This window comes from Sphingomonas sp. GW821-FHT09B04, from assembly GCF_059418285.1.
In genome coordinates, this window is record NZ_JBWKPO010000006.1 from 151885 (window position 1) to 170125 (window position 18241).

An 18241-nucleotide genomic window follows, 5' to 3' on the forward strand; every position below is an offset into this window, starting at 1 on the left:
AGCCGTCACCGCACCCCGATCAGGGCCTCTCGACCCAGCGCCCACGCTGCGCGATGCAGCTCTGCCTGGTCGTCGCCAGCTGCTGCGGGCTGCGCGCATAATAGAAGGTGGTCACCTTCTGCCCGAACGGGTTGACGCACGATGCCTGCGCTTGCGCCGGGCACGCTTTCATCGGCGTCGCCTTCAGGCCCGCGCCTTCATTCTCGCGGCATTGCGCCGCATAGGCGGCTGCGGGAACCGGCAGGCTGGTCTGCGAGCAATCCTTGACGATCTCCGACATGATCGTGCCCTCAATCAGGCAGGCATTGCCCGATTGCGCTACGGGCGGTGCCGACGCGCTCATGAACAGGCTGGCGATTCCGGCAAGCAACGTCAGGTCCATCTCGTCTTCCCCTTCGTCTGGAAATTCGGCGCATAGCCCGCGCCCGGGTCATCCTGATTGCACTAGTCCCCGATCGTCCGGTCGGCATCGCCGATCAGATAGGCCGCCATCGACGTCCGCTTGGGGTTCACCCGGTGTGGCGGGAAGGTCAACAGGCATAGCACCGCCGTCTCGCGCAATGCCCAGCTCGCCCAGCTCAGCGGCGAATCCCCCTGCGCGTCGCGCTGGTCGATCGTCGCGCCGGCCGCGATCAGCCGCTCGATCACCCCCTGCGGCGCATAGGCCGCCGCGCGATGGAGCACACCCTCGCCCCGGTTGCGCACGTCGCGCATGAAAGCGCCGGTCTCGCTTCCCGCGACCGTCTTCCGGTTGGGGTCGGCACCCGCCGCCAGCAACACTGTGACCACCGCTTCCATCGCCGGACTGTCGCGTCGGCTCACCGCATTGTGGAGCGCGGTTTCGCCACTTTCCGGATCGGCATCGTTCGGGTCAGCGCCCTGCTCGATCAGCCAGGCACATAGCTGCCAATGGCCGTGAAACGCCGCGCCTCCCAGGCCCAGATTACGCCCCAGTCGTGCCAGTGGCACACCCACCTCGATCAGCCGCCGGATCGCGCTGACATCGCCATAATAGGCGCACCAGCCGATCAGGTCGGCGCCCTCGACGCTCGCGCCCGGATCGCCGCCCTCGGCAATCCAGTCGAAGATCAGGTCGGTGCGGCCCGCGGCGATCCGTTCCAGCATGGCGAACATCCTCCAGCGTGTTGCCACACTATATCACTCGCTGCCGACTTCGTCACCCGCGCCCGCGCAATGTTATGTTATATCCCGTTCACCTTCCGCTCATCCGCCCGGGCGCACTTCCTGTCGCATCCAATGGCGTCAAAGGGGTTCTGCCATGAAACGCACCGCCGCTCTCGTCTCGCTCTCGCTGCTGCTCGGCGCCGCTGCGCCACCGCCGCAAGCGCGCCGCCCGCTCCCGCCGCGCGCGGACAATGATTCGCCCGTCCGCTGCAAGGTCGGCGCCCGGCAGCACGAAATGCGCAGCCAGCGCGCACTGCGGTTCGGCGGCAGTCGGGGTCCAATGGCGCCGCCGCCACCGCCGGTACTGGCGTCGCCGCAGATGCTGGTATCGCCTCCCGCGCTCGCCATGGTCGCCCCTGCCGATGCGATGCGACAGAACCGAATCGCCGCACACCCCTCCGCCCCCTATGGCGCGCCCGGCAATACCGAACGCTATGAGGGCAAGGATGTCGCCGCGATCCAGTCGGTCGCCGCCGCGCCAGTCTCCACCTTCTCGGTCGATGTCGATACCGGCGCCTACTCCAACGTCCGCCGCTTCCTCCAGAAGGGCGAAGCGCCTCCCGCCGAAGCCGTCCGCACCGAGGAGATGATCAACTATTTCCGCTACGATTATCCGCTCCCGCATGACCGCAACCAGCCGTTCAGCGTCACCACCGACGTCGCCGCCAGCCCGTGGAACTCCGACACGCGCCTCGTCCGCGTTGGGCTGCGCGGCTATGACGTGACCGCGCAGGGTCGCCCAGCCGCCAATCTCGTCTTCCTGGTCGATGTCTCAGGATCGATGAACAGCGACGACAAGCTCCCGCTGGTCAAGCGCGCGCTCACCATGCTCGCCGACCGGCTCACCCCGCGCGACCGGGTTTCGATCGTGGTCTATGCCGGCGCTGCGGGCGTGGTGCTCGAACCCACCTCCAGCGCCCGTCACGTCAAGGCCGCGCTCGACTGTCTCGAAGCGGGCGGCTCGACCGCCGGCGCCGACGGCATCCAGCTCGCCTACAACGTCGCCGCCGCCAATTTCGTGAAGGGCGGGATCAACCGCGTGATCCTTGCCACCGACGGCGATTTCAACGTCGGGGTCAGCGACAACAAGCAGTTGGAAGCACTGATCCGCAAGCAGCGCGACACCGGCATCACCCTCACCACGCTCGGCTTTGGCGAGGGCAATTACAACGAGGCGCTGATGGAGCGCGCCGCCGATCTCGGCAACGGCAACTACGCCTATATCGACAGCGCGATGGAGGCGCAGAAGGTGCTCGACGACGAGCTGTCGGCCACCCTCTTCACCATTGCGAAGGATGTGAAGATCCAGGTCGAGTTCAACCCGGCGCAGGTCAGCGAGTACCGCCTGATCGGCTATGAGAACCGCGCGCTGGCCGAAGAGGATTTCGCCAACGACGCGGTCGATGCCGGGGATATCGGCGCCGGGCATCAGGTGACCGCGATCTATGAAGTGGTGCCCACCGGCACGAAGGGCTGGCTGCCCGAGCGCCGCTACGACGCCAACCGCCCCGCCGTCCCGGCCGCCGGCAAGGGCAGCGAGCTCGCCCATGTCCGGCTGCGCTATAAGCTGCCGGGCGAGACCATCTCGAAGCTGATCGAGAAGCCGATCCCCGCGTCGCTCCTCCGCACCGCCACCGCCCCCACCGGCGACATGGCCTTTGCCTGCGCGGTCGCCGCGTTCGGACAGAAGCTGCGCGGAGACAAATATCTCGGCAGCTACAGCTTCGCCGACATCCGCAGACTGGCGGGCACCCCGCAGGGCTATTGGCGCAACGAGTTCGCGAAACTCACCCAACTCGCCGCGGTCCAGACCGGCCCGCAGGTCGCAACGAAGGACTAGGTCGGCGCAAAGCTGCTTCCACCTTGCTTAACCATCGGATAGGCTTCGGCTTTCTGCGTCGAGGCCTATCCGATGGACAGCAACGAGCAATCTCTGTCCCTCTCCCTGACCGATACCGGGCTGGACTGGGTGACGACCACGCATCTCGTCCTGATCGCGCTGTTCGCGGTCGGCGCCGTCACGATCCTGATCTGGGGCCGTCATCTGCGCCGCAAACGGCTCGAAGCCGAGCGGGAGATCGAGGAGAATAACGAGAACGTCGAGGGCGAAACGCCCTCGGAGCCTTAGTCGCGCGGCGCTTCGCTCAGCAGCAATTTGTCGATCTTGTGTCCGTCCATATCGACGATCTCGAATCGCCAGCCCTGCTCGAGAAAGCTCTCGCCTTCCTTGGGCAGACGCTTGAGCACCGCGAGCGCAAGTCCCGCGACCGTCGCATAGTCACGGTCCTCGGGCAGATCGATCCCGATCCGCTCCGCCAGCGCATCGGCGGCAAGCTGGCCCGAGACGAGCAGCGACCCGTCGTCGCGCACCACGATCGACGGGCTGTCGCCCGCATCGGTATCGGACACGAACTCGCCCGCGATCGCCGCAAGCAGGTCAGCCGGGGTCACAATCCCCTCGAAATGCCCATATTCATCATGGACGAAGCCCATCGGCACCGCGGCGCGCCGCAGCGCGCTGAGCGCGTCCATCGCATCGACCTGATCGGGCAGCACCGGCGCCGTATGCATCAGCGCGCGCAGGTCGAGCGGCTGGCCAAGGATCAGCGCCGTCACGACGTCACGCGCCTGCACCACGCCAACCACCGCATCGACCGATCCCTCGGCGACCGGCAGCCTTGTATGCGGCGTCTCGGCCAGCAGCTTGCGGATCGCGGTCTCGTCCAGATTGGCGTCGATCCAGTCGACTTCGGTCCGCGGCGTCATCACCTCGCGCACCGGCCGGTCCGCCAGCCGCACCACGCCCGAGATGATCGAGCGCTCATGCTCCTCGATCACGCCCGAATGCGTCGCCTCGGCGACCAGCATGTGCAGCTCCTCGGCGGTGACGCGATTCTCCGATTCGCGGTTCATGCCCAGCAGGCGGAAGACGAGGGCACTGCTTTGGTCGAGCACCCACACCACCGGCGCGGTGATCCGCGACAGCCACAGCATCGGAGTCGCCACCAGCACCGCGATCGGCTCAGGCGATCGCAATGCGAACTGCTTGGGCACCAGCTCGCCGACGATCAGCGAAGCATAGGTGGTGAGGGCGATGACGATCGCGAAACCGATCGTCTCGGCGGTCTCATGATCGACGCCCCACGCCTCGATTCGCGCGCCGGTGGGCGTACCGAGGCTGGCGCCCGAATAGGCACCGGCGATGATGCCGATCAGCGTGATGCCGATCTGGACGGTCGACAGGAACTTGCCGGGGTCAGCGGCGAGGTCGATCGCGGTGCGCGCGCCGCGCTTGCCCGCACGCACCATCGCCTCGAGCCGCGCCTTGCGCGCGGAGACGATGGCGAGTTCGGACATGGCGAACACACCGTTCAGCGCGACCAGCGCCAGGATGATCGCGACGTCGATCCAGGGAAATGGGGGAAGTGGGTCCATTGGCCTGCGGCCTCATAGCCATATTCAGGTGGGTTTCACAATGGCGCGCGCATTGGCGGCTCGATGCGAAGGCGGAACAACACCGCTTTCGGATGATTTTGTTGGCGTAGAACAGACCTGGAGGACCCCATGCGTAACTGGCCCCTTATCCCCGCAATCGCCGCGATGGCGCTGACCAGCGCCTGCGTCACCGATCCCGTGACCGGCGAGCAGCGCATGTCCAAGACCGGCATCGGCGCGATCGGCGGCGCGCTGGGCGGCTATCTGCTCGGCGACATCGTCGGCGGCCGCCACGACCGTACAGAAAAGATCCTCGGCGCGGGCATCGGCGCGATCGGCGGCGCTGCGATCGGCAGCTACATGGACAAGCAGGAGCGCGAGATTCGCGAGCGCACCGCGGGCACCGATGTCGAGGTGATCCGCAAGGGTGACGATCTCATCCTGTCGATGCCCTCGGGAATCACCTTCGACACAGACAGCTCGTCGATCCAGCCGCACTTCCGCCCGACGCTCGACAAGGTCGCCGACGTGCTCGACCGCTACAACCAGACCTATGTCGATGTGTACGGTCACACCGATTCGACTGGCAGCGACGCCTATAATCAGGCGCTGTCCGAACGCCGCGCCGATGCGGTGGCCAGCTATCTGGTCTCGCGCGGGGTCGAATCGGCCCGGCTCGAAGCGCTTGGCTATGGTGAAACCCAGCCGATCGCCTCGAACGACACCGTCGAGGGCCGCGGCCAGAACCGCCGCGTCGAGATCAAGGTCGTCCCCGTCCGCGACAGCGACATGCGCTAGGGTGTGAGAGCGGCGCCGGCCGCTCTCAACCTATCTCCGCGCCGCGAAGAAATCCCTGAGCAGCGCCCCCGCCTCGCCCTCACCGATCCCCGAATAGACTTCGGGCCGGTGATGGCAGGTCGGCTGGGCGAAGAAGCGCGGCCCATGCTCGACCGCCCCGCCCTTGGCGTCGCTCGCGCCATAATAGACGCGTGCGATCCGGGCATGGCTGATCGCCCCTGCGCACATCGCGCACGGCTCCAGCGTCACCCACAGATCGCAATCCTCGAGCCGATCACGGCCAAGCTTCTTCGCCGCCGCGCGAATCGCCAGCATCTCGGCGTGCGCAGTGGGATCGTGCAGCGTGCGCGGCGCATTGGCAGCGACCGCCACGACCGTGTCGCCTTGCATCACCACGGCACCGACCGGCACTTCGCCTGCTTCCGCCGCGCCGCGGGCGGCATCAAGCGCGGCGCGCATCGGTTCGGGCAGCGGGAACATCGCCTCGCTATGCCCGCGCGGAAGAGGCTTGGCTATGCCGCGCGAATCACTGCGCCTTGGCGGCGGGCTGGGCCGGCTGCGCCTTCTCGACCTCGACCGTAGGCACCTGGATCACCTTATTCTCCATCACCACGGTCGGCACCTGAATCGTCTTGTTGGTGTAGCCCATACCGACTTCGCCGACATCGGCCTTCACCGCCGGCGCCTGTCCGCCCTCCAGCTTCAGGCTTGGCAACGAACCCGATTGCATGTTGAAGCTGAGCATGCCGAGTGAAATCATCGCCACGATCACCACCGCGGCCAGACCCAGTATCGCCAGAATTGCACGCATCGTTCCGGTCTCCTCAATCGAATCGTTTGCGAAATAACGCGCCATCGATCATCGAAGTTGCATCGGCGGTCGGGAACGAGGTTGACGAAAAGCCTCTCCCCCGGTACTGCGCGCCACTTCCCGGGCCTCCCGGAACAGGCATAACCTAGGATCAAGCGATGTCGCGCATTTGCGAGCTGACCGGCAAGGGCCGGCAGGTGGGTCACAATGTTTCCCACGCCAACAACAAGACCAAGCGGACGTTTCTGCCCAACCTGCAGAACGTGACGCTGATGTCCGATTCGCTGGAGCGCTCGGTTCGCCTGCGCGTCTCGACGCACGGCCTGCGCTCGGTCGAGCACAATGGCGGCCTCGACAACTGGCTGCTCAAGACCAGCGACGAGAAGCTCTCGCTCAAGGCACGCCGCCTGAAGCGCGAAGTCGCCAAGAAGGCGGTCCCCGCCGCGGCCTGAACCCCGTAAGGGTTTCGCCGTTCTGACCGGCCCGCTCCCGCAAGGGACGCGGGCCGTTCGGCGTTTCTACAGCTTCGGCGCCAGCCCGCTCTCCCACCCGGCCACCCAACGGCAATATGATATGGGAGTGTGAGGCCACTAGGCCTCAAACGTCCAGCCGGAACTTGAGCAGCAGCGAGCGCTGCAGGAACAGCTGATTGTCGTCCGACGCGATCCACAGGATCGTCGAATCACCCTCACGCGTCACCGCCAGCGCCTCGAAATTGTCGTGCACCACCGGCGCCGCGAATCGCGCGACTTCACGCCCCGTTGCGATTCGTCCCGGCCGAATCGCGTCGCGATCGACCATCGTCACCACCGCAGTGAAGCCTTCGCGCAGCGACGCCTTGCGGTTGAGCACCACCAGTCGCCCGTCGGGCAGCTCGGCAATGTCTGTGGGCAGGAACCCCCTGGGCGGACGATAGCCGAACGCGAAGCTGCGCTGCTTCGGCCGCGTCGGATCGCCCGCGAACCAAAGCCCGACCTTGATGTCGGGCTGCTCCACGCCGCTGCGCTTCGCATCCTGATCCTCGGCCAGCACAATGAAACCGCCGTCGCGCAGCCGCACCAGCGATTCGGGTCCGCCATTCATTGGCCAGTCGGCCATCGCACGCGGTGCAGCACGCGCCTCCGCCCGCGCCAGGCCCGGAGAAAAGCGCCAGATTTCGTTCGCGCGTTCGAATCCGATCCAGAGCTGCCCGGTCGCAGGATCGCGCGTCAGCGATTCGCTGTCGCGGTCCTCCTTCTTCCACCCGGTGCCCGGCCCATCCGGCAGTTCGGAAAAACGCGGTTCGCGCACCTGCCAGTCCGCGCCCATGCGAAAGCGGACGATGTTGCCGCCATCGCTCAGCAGGGTGAACTGGTCACCCTCGACGATCATCGCCGAAAAGCCGCCAAACGCCGGCCCCGGCCCGGTCAGATAGACCCCGCCCAGAAAGGTCAGCCCGCCCAGCTTCACCCGGCCGGGATCGCGCGGATCGAGGTGCACGCGGTGCGCCGCCATCTCCGCGCGCGCGGGCAACAGCGCCAGCCGCTGATCTCCCGACCAGCTGGGCACGAATAACAGGATCAGCAGGACCGAAATCAGGATACGCATCGCGCCCTCATAGCGGCCCGATTCGCGGGGCAAAGCTGAACCTCAGATAACAGCCACGTTCAGACAGCGCTCAAGCCCGTTCATCTAGAGGCAACCTCAACGGGGACGCGCCGCGTGCGGCGCCCCCGCCGAACAGCCGGTGCGCGTTGATGGCACCCTGCCCGAGTTTCCCCGTGTTGCGTACCGGGGACGGGCGCTTACCCCCCTCGGGTTCCTCTACCGCACCGGCCATTTCCCCATTCCCATGCCGGGAAGCCGCCACAGCCCCAGCCTTCGCTGAACGCCAGATAACCGGCACATTCAGATAACACTCAACCCGGTTGTGCGAATCCCTTGTTCAACGATGGCGGCACAGGGCCGCATCGCACGAAACGGCAGAACAAGGAGAAAACCGATGTTCAAGAAGCTTTCCCTGATCGGCGCCGCGCTGGCGATGACCGGTACCGCGCTGATCCCCGCCGCGCCTGCTGCTGCGCAGAGCTACGGCTATTATGGCGACCGCGACTATCGTGGCTATGACCGCGACTATCGCCGTGACGACCGCGGCTACGGTCGCGACCGCGGCTATCGCGACTATCGTCGCTATGACCGTGACGACCGCCGCTATTATCGCAACCGGGCGCGCGATAAGTGCAACGACGGCGACGGCGGCACGATCGTCGGCGCGATCGCTGGCGGCCTCGCCGGCAACGCCCTCGCCGGCCGCGGCGACCGTACGCTCGGCACGATCCTGGGTGGCGCCGTCGGCGCGATCGCCGGCCGCGAAATCGACCGGTCGGACCGTCCCGGCTATTGCCGCCGCTAAGCCATTGGTGGCTTGAAACAAGAGGGCCGACTTCTGAAAAGAGGTCGGCCTTACTTGCATCGGATAGAGTCTGTTGAAATGCGCGGACCAGCGCATTTCGAGGCGGCACCGGCCCGCTCCCCCACCCGGCCACCCACTTCAGTGTATCTTGATGGGTGGCCGGGTGGGGGAGCGGGCCGGTGCCGCAATGCGCCGTCAGGGGCATTCTCAAGCGAAGTGTATCACTTAGGCAACACTCTTTGACCAATCCCGGATTTCGCCCGGCCTGGCGCTTGTTTCTGCCACATTCGACACCCAGATGCGCCCTCCCCGAGGCACGGAGAACACGCGCCCAGGGCTGTAACAAGGAATGTAAATTACCATGAAGAAGATTGCTCTGGCGCTCGTCGCCCTGACCGCCGCCGCAACCCCGGCTTTCGCGCAGGACGAAGCAGCCCCCTTCAACGGCGCGCATGTTTCGGCCGTTGTCGGTTATGACAAGCTCGACCTCAACACCGCCGGCGTCAAGAACCCCGATGGCGTCACCTATGGCGTGAACCTCGGCTACGACGTGCAGAGCGGCAACGTGCTGTTCGGCATCGAAGGTGAAATCACCGAATCGTCGGCCGAGCTCAAGGCTGGCAACACCGTCGTCGCTTCGGCGGGTCGTGACCTCTATGCCGGTGGCCGTCTCGGCTACGTCTTCGGCAACACCGCAGTCTACGGCAAGGTCGGCTACACCAACGCTCGCGTTGAGAGCACCGTCGGCAACGAGAACGGCGACGGCGTCCGTCTCGGCGGCGGCGTCGAGCACAAGTTCGGCAAGAACCTCTTCGGCAAGGTCGAGTATCGCTACTCGAACTACGAAGGCGACGTTACGCGCCACCAGGCTGTCGCCGGCCTTGGCGTGCGCTTCTGATGTGCTGATGCCGCGTTCGGACAGCACCATCGCGGCATGAGACACGAAAGGCCGGCTTCCGAAAGGAGGCCGGCCTTTTTCATGCTCGAATCCTGAAGGCGCGACGCCCTAGGACGATCGCGTCAGTCGCGCCCATAGCCGTCCGTCGATCGCCGCGAGGCCGAGCGCGATCAGCGCCATTCCTGCAACATGCTTGGCCAGCAACGTCTCGCCCAGCACCAGCACGCCCAGCAGGATCGCAACGATCGGGATGGTGAAGGTGACGAGCAGCGCGTTGCTCGCCCCAGCGCGCTCGACCAGACGGAAATACAGCGTGTAGGCGAACACGGTCGATACCAGCACCATGCCGGCGATCGACGCGATCACGACCCCGCCCGGCATCGCCAGCTCCCATGGCCGGTCGACGATTCCCGCGATCGGCAGGATGACCACCGTCGCCGCGACCAGTTGTCCGGTCGCCACGCCCATCGGCGTCACGCCCTGCGCCTTGAACCGCCGCGCCCAGACGCCGGCAAGCGCGTAGCTCAGTGTCGCGACAAGACAGGCGGCCTGCGCGAAGACATTCGCGCCCAGCCCCGCCAGCGCATCGCCGCCGACCATCGTCGCGACGCCCGCGAAGCCCAGCAGCACGCCCGCGATCTTCCCGGCATTGGCGCGCTCGTCCACCGTGAACAGATGCGCGACGATGACGCCCCATAAGGGTGTCGTGGCGTTGAGGATCGAGGTGAGTCCGCTCGAAATCTGCTGCTGCGCAAAGGCATAGAGCGCGAACGGGATGATGTTGTTGAGCAGGGCGAGCACCACGAACGCGCCCCATGCGCTCCGTGGCGGCAGCCGAATTCCTGCAATCGCGGCCCAGCCGAGCAACAATAGCGCTGAGAATGCGACGCGCGTCAGCACCAGCGTGAACGGCGGCAATTCGCGCAAGCCGATCGCCAGAAAGAAGAACGAACATCCCCACAACACCGACAATGTTGCGAGGATCGCCCAGTCGCCGGCGTTCATGCGTTGGTGGATGGAGGGTTCAGCCATCGCACCCATCTAGTGCGCGCAGCCCGCCCGAACACCCCGCAGCTTGCGCTTTAAGCGGATTGCCGGGCCCGTGCGGGATGCGGCTGCACCCCGCACCCGCACGATCAATACATATGCTGCCCGCCATTGATCGACAGCGTCGATCCGGTGACGAAGCCACCCTCTTCCGAGCACAGGAAGGCCACACCGCGCGCAATCTCGTTCGCTTGCCCCAACCGCCCGACCGGGATCTTGGCGACGATCTTCTCGAGCACTTCCGCCGGTACTGCGGCGACCATGTCGGTGTCGATATAGCCCGGCGCGATCGCGTTCACCGTCACCCCGGCGCGTGCGCCTTCCTGCGCCAGCGCCTTGGTGAAGCCGTGGATACCGCTCTTCGCCGCAGCATAATTGACCTGACCATATTGCCCGGCCTGCCCGTTGATCGACCCGATGTTGACGATGCGGCCCCATTTGCGCTCGCGCATGCCGGGGAAGGTCGCCTTGGCCATGTTGAAGCAACCGCCAAGGTTGGTGTCCATGACCTCCTTCCACATCTGGTAGGTCATCTTCAGGATCGTGCCGTCGCGGGTGATGCCGGCATTGTTGACGACGATATCGACCGGCCCCAGCGCCGCCGCCACATCGGCGACGCCCTGCTGGCACGCATCATAGTCGGCGACGTCCCATTTGAACGCCTTGATCCCTGTCCGCTCGGTGAATTCGGCCGCGCGCTGGTCGTTGCCGGCATAGTTGGCGGCGACCGTCACCCCCAGATCCTTGAGCGCGACGCTGATCGCCTCGCCGATGCCGCGTGTGCCGCCCGTTACGATCGCTACCCGTGCCATGAATCTCTCCCAGAAATGGTGAGACAAAGGCTAGGCAAGCTCCGCCCAGCCCGCAAGCTCCCTTGCAACAATGCTGCGCAACATGAGTAGCCCGGCCTCGCTGTCGTTGAGGCAATCGAGATACGCGAAGCGCTCGCCCCCCGCCGCCTCGAAGGTCGCGCGCCCGCGGATCGCGAGTTCCTCGAGCGTCTCGAGGCAGTCGGCGGAGAATCCCGGCGCGACCACCGCGACCTTCTTCACGCCCTTTGCAGGCAGTCCCGCCAGCATCGTATCGGTTGCCGGCTCAAGCCACTTCGCCCGCCCGAAGCGCGACTGGAACGCAATCGTCAGGTCCTTCCCCAGCGCCTCGCCCAGCAATCGCGCGGTCTTCACGCAGTGGCAGTGATAGGGATCGCCCAGCTCGAGCGTGCGCTGCGGCATCCCGTGAAAGCTCGCGACGATCGCCTCGGGCTCGAAATCGAGCGCGGCGAGCTGCGTCTCGACCGACGCCTTGAGCGCAGCAATATACGCAGCATCGTCATGATAGGGCGGCAGCGTCCGCACCGCCGGCTGCCACCGCATCGTCGCCAGCGCCGTGAACGCCGCATCGTTGGCGGTCGCGGTCGTCGCCGCGCAATATTGCGGATAGAGCGGCGCGATCAGGATGCGCTCGCACCCCGCATCCTTCATCGCCTTGAGCTTGTCGCCGATCGCCGGATTGCCATAGCGCATCGCCCAGTCGACCTGCAGCTCCGGCCACGCGGCCTGCAGCGCCCCCGCCTGCCGCGCGGTGATCGCAGCGAGTGGTGACCCTTCGTCGGTCCACACCAGCGAATAAGCGTGCGCCGACTTTTTCGGCCGCGTGCGCAGGATCACCCCGCGCAGGATCGGCTGCCACACGATCTGCGGGATCTCGACCACGCGGGGATCCGACAGGAATTCGGCGAGATAGCGCCGCACCGCCGCCGGGGTCGGCGCATCGGGCGTGCCGAGGTTGACCAGCAGCACCCCGATTTTGCGCTCGGGGATCGCAACATGCCCGTCCATGCTCATTCCCCGCCCGGAATCAGCGGAAGCTGGCGCAGCCGCACCCCGGTCGCGGCATAGAGCGCGTTGGCGATCGCCGGCGCGACCGGCGGTACCGCCAGCTCGCTCACCCCGCCCGGATCGGCGTCGCTCGCGATCAGCTCGACCATGATCTGCGGACAATCGGCCAGCCGCGGCAGCTCGAGATCGCGAAACGTCCGCGCGTCCGGCCGGTTCGCGGTGATCCCCGTGGTCGCGCCCAGTGCCGCGGCCATGCCGAAGATCAGCCCGCCCTCGATCTGCTGCTCGACCACGCCCGGATTGACCACGCGCCCGCAATCGACCGCCGCGATCAGCCGGTCGACCTGCACCCGCTGATCGCCGCCGACCGATGCCTCGGCCATCACCGCGATATAGCTGCCGCCGAACGCATGGCACGCCAGCCCCTGCCCACTTCCCGGCAGCCCGCCCTGCCACCCGCCCAGCGAGGTGACGGTCGACAGGCATCGCGCCAGCCGCGGCTCCCCGCCCAGCATCGCGATGCGGAACGAAAAGGCCTCGATGTCCGCGACATGCGCCAGCTCGTCGACGAAGCTCTCGGTGAAGAAGGCGGTGTAGCTATGCGCGCCCGACCGCCAGTATCCGGTCGGCACGCCGATCTCCGCCGGATGATGATCGATCGCCAGCGCCGGGATGCGATAGGGCGGCCGCGCACCCGCCACCGCAGAGCGATCGCCAATCCCCGTCGTCGCCAGCGCCGCGCCGATCGTCCCGCCCCCGCCGGTCAGCCGCTGCGCCAGTTCGTGCCCGGTATTGGGTGCCGCAATCTTCGCCAGCCAGCCCGAAACGCTCCCGTTCGATCCCAGCCGCGCGGTCATCCGCCCTGCCGCGGGCGGACGGAACCGGTCGTGCGCACACGTCTCGCCGCGCGACCACATCAACTGCACCGGCTTCTTGACCTCGCGCGCGATCAGCGCGGCCTGCGCCGCAACCTGATGCTCCAGATTCTGCCCGAACGACCCGCCCGCCAGCATCGGATGGATCACCACATCCGACGCACCGATGCCCAGCACCTCCGCCACCGCGTCGCGCGCAAAGCCCGGCGCCTGCGTCGGCAGCCACAGCCGCACGCGGTCCTCCTCCCACACCGCCGTCGCGCAGATCGGCTCGATCGCAGCGTGCAGCGCCAGCCCGACGCGATATTCGGCAGCTACAACACGCGCGCCCTTGAATATCGGCGCGAGATCGCCGGCGGAGACCATCCGCTCGCCATCGCCGTCCAGCGCGGCGTCGAGCGCCGACTGGATCGTCTCGTTCTCGATCCGCCCCGCCACCTCGAAGCGCGGGTTGATCGCATCGAGCGCCTGACTCGCCGCCCACCAGTTGTTGGCGACCGTCGCGACCCACATCTCGTTCTTCACGATCTGCAGCGTGCCCGGCACCTGCTTCGCCGCCGCTTCGTCGATGGCGGCGAGCCTCACCGTCCCGATCGGCCCCTGCCGCAGCGCCGCGAACACCATGCCCGGCAGGCGGATATCGCCCGCAAAGTTCGCGCTGCCATCGACCTTGCCCGGCGCGTCGAGCCGCGGCGCAGGCGCACCCGTCAGCCGCCCGGTCTCGCCCTCGCGCATCGGGAGGTCGCCCGGCAGCTCTTCGCCCGCCGCTTCGGACGCCAGTTCGCCGAAGCGCAGCCTCTTCTGGTCGTGCACGACATGGCCGTTGGCGGTATCGCATTCCTGCCAGTCGACACCCCAGCGCCGCGCCGCCGCCTTGCACAACAGCGCGCGTGCCCCGGCACCCGCCGCGCGCAACGGCGCTTCGAAGCTGCGCATCGACGTCGATCCCGCGGTCAGCATTGCCGCATTGCGCTCGGTCCACAGCCGCTCGAGCCGCTCGGGCAGCAGGCCGGGGAACAGCGTGGCGAACCCCAGTGCATTGGCATAGAGCGGGTTGAGCGGCGCCTGCTCCACCCCCACCAGCCGCCAGTCGGCGCCGAGTTCGTCGGCCACCAGCTGCGGCAGGGTCGTGAACACGCCCTGCCCATATTCGCATTGCGGAATCGCGACGGTGACCTGACCGTTCTCGGCGATCTTGAGCCACGCGCCGAACGCGGTCTCCTTGTCGCGCACCGACAAATTGGGAAGATAGGCGCGCGGCCACACGGCCCAGGCGAGCACCAGCCCAATCCCCGCACCGCCGCCGATCAGCAGCGTACGCCGATCGATGCCCTTGCCCGTTCGCTCCATCCCCGCCGCTCTACCCGCGGTTCGGAGGATCGGCAATCGGCACGCGGCTCCACTCAAACCACCCTCCCAAACCGTCGCCATGTCTCCAACCATCGCCCCCAAACCGTCACCCCGGCCTTGTGCCGGGGTCCACCGCGCCGCGCGGTCGAACCTCCGCCCTCTTGCCCAGCCCTCGCCGCACCGTGGACCCCGGCACAAGGCCGGGGTGACGAAGGAAAGGCTCGGAGAATATGTCAGTTGCTCCCATTCAATTCCGTCATTCCCGCGAAGGCGGGAATCCATTCGGGCTGCCGTCGCGGCTCGATCCTCCCCAGCTATGACAACGACAGAGTCTTGGGTTTGCCGTGAGATGCGGATAGGACAGCCCCGAACCCTTCGGGAGCCACGCGCTTGATCTTATCCACCGCCGCCGCCGTCTTCGACACGGCGAACCATATTCAGTTCAGCCAGCTCGGCCTCGACCCGGTCGTGTTCAAGATCGGCTTCTTCGAGCTCAAATGGTACTCGCTGGCCTATATCGCCGGCATCCTGATCGGCTGGTGGTATCTGCTCAAGCTGATCGCCCAGCCCGGCGCGCCGATGGCCCGCCGCCATGCCGACGACATGGTCTTTTATGCGACGCTCGGCATCATCCTCGGCGGGCGGCTCGGCTATGCGATGTTCTACCAGACGGAGCTGCTGCTCGATCCGTTGAAGCTGCTTCGGCTGTGGGACGGCGGCATGTCCTTCCATGGCGGCGTGATCGGCGTAACGCTCGCGATCCTGTGGCTGTGCCGCAGGGAAAAGCTCAACTGGCTGCGCGTCCACGACTATGTCGCCTGCGTCGTGCCCTTTGGCCTGTTCTTCGGCCGCCTCGCCAATTTTGTGAACGCCGAGCTGTGGGGCCGCCCGACCGACGTACCCTGGGCGATCGTGTTCGAGCGCACCGGCGGCGACGTCCCGCGTCACCCGAGCCAGCTCTACGAAGCAGGCCTCGAAGGGCTGTTGCTCGGCCTCGTCCTGTGGTTCCTGTTCTGGAAGACCGACGCCCGCTACCAGCCGGGCAAGCTCGTCGGCACCTTCCTGCTCGGCTATGGCCTGTCGCGTTATTTCGTGGAGTTCTTCCGCGAATATGATCGCCAGTTCACCGACACGATCTTCGCGACGCCGGGGCTGCATATGGGCCAGCTGCTCACCGTCCCGATGATCCTCGGCGGCCTCTACCTTATCGCCACCGCCAAGAAGCGGCGCGAGCGGGTCGAGCCGTTCGCAGGCGGTCCCAGCATCGCCTGATGTCCGACCCGCAGACTGAAGACGGCCCGCTCCCCGACCGGATCGCCCGCGCCATCACCATGGCCGGGCCGATCCCGCTCTCTCAGTTCATGGGCGCGGCGAACACGCATTATTACGCGACTCGCGATCCGCTGGGCGCACGCGGCGATTTCACCACCGCGCCCGAGATCAGCCAGATGTTCGGCGAACTGGTCGGCCTCGCGCTCGCCGACCTGTGGGATCGCGCCGGGCGCCCCGACGCGCATTATGTCGAGCTCGGCCCGGGCCGCGGCACCCTCGCCGCCGATGCGCTGCGCGCAATGGGCCATGCCGGCCTCAAGCCACCGGTCCATTTCGTCGAGAACAGCCCGGCGTTGCGCGCGGAGCAGGCCAAGCAGGTGCCCGGCGCCGAATGGACGGTCAGCATCGTCGGTCTGCCCGACGACGCACCCTTGCTCGTCGTCGCCAATGAATTCTTCGACGCGCTTCCGATCCGCCAGCTCGTCAAGACCGCCGATGGCTGGCGCGAACGGCTGGTCGCGTGCCAGGATCTCCTGTTCCTCCCCGTGGTCGGCAACACCGTGTTCGATCCGATCATCCCGCCCGAATTCCGCGACGCGCCCGACGGCTCGATCCTCGAAACCTCGCCGCCCAGCGTCGCGATCCTGCGCGCGCTCGCAGCCAGGCTGCTGGCACAGGGCGGCGCTGCGCTGATCATCGACTATGGTTATGCCGGCCCCGCGATCGGGGACACGCTTCAGGCGGTGCGCGGCCATGCCTATGCCAATCCGTTCGAGGATCCGGGCGAGGCCGATCTCACCGCGCATGTCGATTTCGGCACCCTGATCGCCGCTGCGCAGGTCGAAGGCCTCGTCGCGCACGGCCCAATCACACAAGGCGCCTTCCTCAACGCCCTTGGCATCGCCCCGCGCGCCGACGCGCTCGCAAAGACCTCCCCCGCGCGTGCAGGCGAAATCGCCGTCGCGCGCGACCGCCTGACCGGTGAACAGGCGATGGGTGAGCTGTTCAAGGTCATCGCCCTCACCGCGCCGGGCTGGCCCGTTCCTGCAGGATTCGAATGACGACGATCATCTACGACACCCCGACGCTCCACGATGCCGACGCGCTCGACGCGATGGCGCAGGAATCGTGGAGCCGCACCTTCGCGCAGGGCTATAACCCCGCCGATCTCCGGGCCTATCTGGCCGAGGCCTATGGCCCGACCGGCAAGCTGCGCGCCCACCTCGCCGATCCCGCAGTCACCTGGCAGGTCGCGCGCGCCGAAGGGCGGATCGTCGGCTATGCCAAGCTCGTCCCGCCCTGGCTCAAGGAAGCGGGACCGGACGAAGCCCAGCTCGGCCAGCTCTATGTCGATTATGATTGGCACGGCCAGGGCATCGCCCAGACCTTGATGGACTGGAGCATCGCCACCGCCCGCGCCGGTGGCGCGCCCGCGCTGCTGCTCACGGTGTTCGAGGAGAATGCGCGCGCCATCGCCTTCTATGCGAAGTACGGCTTCGTCCATATCGGCGACTATCCCTTCCCCGTCGGCGACAAGATCGACCGTGACCTCATCATGAAGCTCGAGCTGTGACCGAACCTGTCGATGTTCTTCGATCCCACGCCCTTGCCGGCATCGCCCACGGCTTTCTCGGCCGCCGCGGCGGGGTCTCGACCGGGGAGACCGCCAGCCTCGACATGGGCCGCCGCGGCCGCCCGCCGACGCCCGAGCTGATCGAGAACCAGCGCCGCGCCATCGCCGCGGTCGCGCCGGGGACGCAGCTGATCGGCCTCTATCAGGTCCACAGCGCCGACGCCGTCACCGTGATCGAACCGTGGCGCGACGAACTCCGCCCGCATGCCGATGCGCTCGTCACCAACCGCCCGGACCTCACCCTCGGCATCCTCACCGCCGATTGCGCGCCCGTCCTCTTCGCCGACCGGGACGCCGGGGTGATCGGTGCCGCCCATGCCGGGTGGAAGGGCGCGATCGGCGGCGTCACCGACTCCACGATCGCCGCCATGGAAACGCTCGGCGCGAAACGGGAAAACATCGTCGCCGCCGTCGGCCCGTGCATCGCCCGCGCGAGCTACGAGGTGGACGAGGGCTTCTACACCCGCTTCGCCGAGTTCGATCCGGCGAACGACCGTTTCTTCACCCCCGGCCGCGAAGGCCATCACCAGTTCGACCTTGAGGCCTATGTCGTCCACCGCCTCGCCGCCGCCGGTCTGCGCACCGTCGAGGCGCTGGGCGAGGACACCTATTCGCAGCCCGATCGCTTCTACAGCTTCCGCCGCGCCACCCATCGCGGCGAACCCGACTATGGCCGCCAGATTACATTGGTCTCATTGACCGGTTGA

Annotated in this window: 20 protein-coding genes; 10 read left to right on the forward strand and 10 right to left on the reverse strand. The window is 66.9% G+C overall.

The genetic code is table 11. The annotated features are described in order from the left end of the window. Positions 1 to 19 precede the first annotated feature (19 nt). Both AC07NK_RS18740 and AC07NK_RS18745 read right to left on the reverse strand, forming a co-directional pair. Entirely contained in the window at positions 20 to 382 is a 363-nt protein-coding gene (locus AC07NK_RS18740) for a hypothetical protein (RefSeq protein WP_495172138.1), read from the reverse strand. Positions 383 to 444: 62 nt separating this feature from the next. After that, complete coding sequence (locus tag AC07NK_RS18745; protein WP_495172139.1) at positions 445 to 1125, reverse strand: ankyrin repeat domain-containing protein; 681 nt, start codon at positions 1123 to 1125, stop codon at positions 445 to 447. Positions 1126 to 1279: 154 nt separating this feature from the next. On the opposite strand from AC07NK_RS18745, the gene AC07NK_RS18750 reads away from it, so the two are divergent. Together AC07NK_RS18750 and AC07NK_RS18755 are read left to right on the forward strand one after the other, a co-directional pair. Continuing rightward, on the forward strand, positions 1280 to 3025 hold the full coding sequence (locus AC07NK_RS18750) for a vWA domain-containing protein (RefSeq protein ID WP_495172140.1): 1746 nt from the start codon (positions 1280 to 1282) through the stop codon (positions 3023 to 3025). 72 nt (positions 3026 to 3097) lie between these two features. Beyond that, positions 3098 to 3313 carry a hypothetical protein gene (locus AC07NK_RS18755; RefSeq protein WP_495172141.1) on the forward strand — a complete coding sequence of 72 codons (216 nt, stop codon included), beginning with the start codon at positions 3098 to 3100 and terminating at the stop codon, positions 3311 to 3313. Here AC07NK_RS18755 and AC07NK_RS18760 read toward each other — a convergent pair. Then, positions 3310 to 4620, reverse strand: a complete 1311-nt coding sequence (locus AC07NK_RS18760) for a hemolysin family protein (RefSeq protein WP_495172142.1) — start codon at positions 4618 to 4620, stop codon at positions 3310 to 3312. The two genes, AC07NK_RS18755 and AC07NK_RS18760, sit on opposite strands and share 4 nt — an antisense overlap. A gap of 129 nt (positions 4621 to 4749) precedes the next feature. Here AC07NK_RS18760 and AC07NK_RS18765 point away from each other — a divergent pair, with 129 nt between their 5' ends. Then, positions 4750 to 5418: a YiaD family glycine zipper/OmpA-like lipoprotein gene (locus tag AC07NK_RS18765; RefSeq protein WP_495172143.1), complete on the forward strand. Its 669-nt coding sequence runs from the start codon at positions 4750 to 4752 to the stop codon at positions 5416 to 5418. A gap of 30 nt (positions 5419 to 5448) precedes the next feature. On the opposite strand, the gene AC07NK_RS18770 is transcribed toward AC07NK_RS18765, so the two are convergent. Then, complete coding sequence (locus AC07NK_RS18770; RefSeq protein WP_495172144.1) at positions 5449 to 5898, reverse strand: nucleoside deaminase; 450 nt, start codon at positions 5896 to 5898, stop codon at positions 5449 to 5451. Positions 5899 to 5944: 46 nt separating this feature from the next. Then, positions 5945 to 6229, reverse strand: coding sequence for a hypothetical protein (locus AC07NK_RS18775; RefSeq protein WP_495172145.1), 285 nt, complete (start codon positions 6227 to 6229; stop codon positions 5945 to 5947). A 158-nt stretch (positions 6230 to 6387) separates the two neighbouring features. On the opposite strand from AC07NK_RS18775, the gene rpmB reads away from it, so the two are divergent. Beyond that, entirely contained in the window at positions 6388 to 6681 is a 294-nt protein-coding gene (rpmB, locus tag AC07NK_RS18780) for a 50S ribosomal protein L28 (RefSeq protein WP_495172146.1), read from the forward strand. Positions 6682 to 6826: 145 nt separating this feature from the next. Here rpmB and AC07NK_RS18785 read toward each other — a convergent pair whose 3' ends face one another. Further along, the gene (locus AC07NK_RS18785) at positions 6827 to 7816 is read right to left on the reverse strand and encodes an esterase-like activity of phytase family protein (RefSeq protein ID WP_495172147.1); all 990 of its coding nucleotides are present in this window, start codon (positions 7814 to 7816) and stop codon (positions 6827 to 6829) included. Positions 7817 to 8210: 394 nt separating this feature from the next. Between AC07NK_RS18785 and AC07NK_RS18790 the strand changes: the two genes are divergently transcribed. Both AC07NK_RS18790 and AC07NK_RS18795 read left to right on the forward strand, forming a co-directional pair. After that, complete coding sequence (locus AC07NK_RS18790) at positions 8211 to 8621, forward strand: glycine zipper 2TM domain-containing protein (protein ID WP_495172148.1); 411 nt, start codon at positions 8211 to 8213, stop codon at positions 8619 to 8621. Between the two features lie 361 nt (positions 8622 to 8982). Next, positions 8983 to 9519 (forward strand): outer membrane protein, encoded by a 537-nt coding sequence (locus tag AC07NK_RS18795; protein WP_495172149.1) that lies wholly within the window; start codon positions 8983 to 8985, stop codon positions 9517 to 9519. A gap of 108 nt (positions 9520 to 9627) precedes the next feature. Here the strand turns inward: AC07NK_RS18795 and AC07NK_RS18800 are convergent, their stop codons facing one another. From AC07NK_RS18800 to AC07NK_RS18815, 4 genes are all read right to left on the reverse strand, one after another. After that, positions 9628 to 10551, reverse strand: coding sequence for a DMT family transporter (locus AC07NK_RS18800; protein WP_495172150.1), 924 nt, complete (start codon positions 10549 to 10551; stop codon positions 9628 to 9630). Positions 10552 to 10655: 104 nt separating this feature from the next. Next, positions 10656 to 11378, reverse strand: a complete 723-nt coding sequence (phbB, locus tag AC07NK_RS18805) for an acetoacetyl-CoA reductase (RefSeq protein ID WP_495172151.1) — start codon at positions 11376 to 11378, stop codon at positions 10656 to 10658. A gap of 30 nt (positions 11379 to 11408) precedes the next feature. Then, positions 11409 to 12404 (reverse strand): ferrochelatase, encoded by a 996-nt coding sequence (hemH, locus tag AC07NK_RS18810; protein ID WP_495172152.1) that lies wholly within the window; start codon positions 12402 to 12404, stop codon positions 11409 to 11411. Between the two features lie 2 nt (positions 12405 to 12406). Further along, positions 12407 to 14629, reverse strand: coding sequence for a xanthine dehydrogenase family protein molybdopterin-binding subunit (locus AC07NK_RS18815; protein WP_495172153.1), 2223 nt, complete (start codon positions 14627 to 14629; stop codon positions 12407 to 12409). A 390-nt stretch (positions 14630 to 15019) separates the two neighbouring features. Between AC07NK_RS18815 and lgt the strand changes: the two genes are divergently transcribed. Genes lgt through pgeF form a run of 4 tightly spaced genes read left to right on the forward strand, consistent with a single transcriptional unit; the run spans position 15020 to position 18241 of the window. Beyond that, the gene (gene lgt / locus AC07NK_RS18820) at positions 15020 to 15901 is read left to right on the forward strand and encodes a prolipoprotein diacylglyceryl transferase (RefSeq protein ID WP_495172154.1); all 882 of its coding nucleotides are present in this window, start codon (positions 15020 to 15022) and stop codon (positions 15899 to 15901) included. Next, on the forward strand, positions 15901 to 16962 hold the full coding sequence (locus tag AC07NK_RS18825; protein WP_495172155.1) for a class I SAM-dependent methyltransferase: 1062 nt from the start codon (positions 15901 to 15903) through the stop codon (positions 16960 to 16962). The genes lgt and AC07NK_RS18825 overlap by 1 nt, the downstream gene beginning before the upstream one ends. Then, positions 16959 to 17474: a GNAT family N-acetyltransferase gene (locus tag AC07NK_RS18830; RefSeq protein WP_495172156.1), complete on the forward strand. Its 516-nt coding sequence runs from the start codon at positions 16959 to 16961 to the stop codon at positions 17472 to 17474. The genes AC07NK_RS18825 and AC07NK_RS18830 overlap by 4 nt, the downstream gene beginning before the upstream one ends. Beyond that, the gene (gene pgeF / locus AC07NK_RS18835) at positions 17471 to 18241 is read left to right on the forward strand and encodes a peptidoglycan editing factor PgeF (RefSeq protein ID WP_495172157.1); all 771 of its coding nucleotides are present in this window, start codon (positions 17471 to 17473) and stop codon (positions 18239 to 18241) included. Before AC07NK_RS18830 ends, pgeF begins: the two co-directional genes overlap by 4 nt.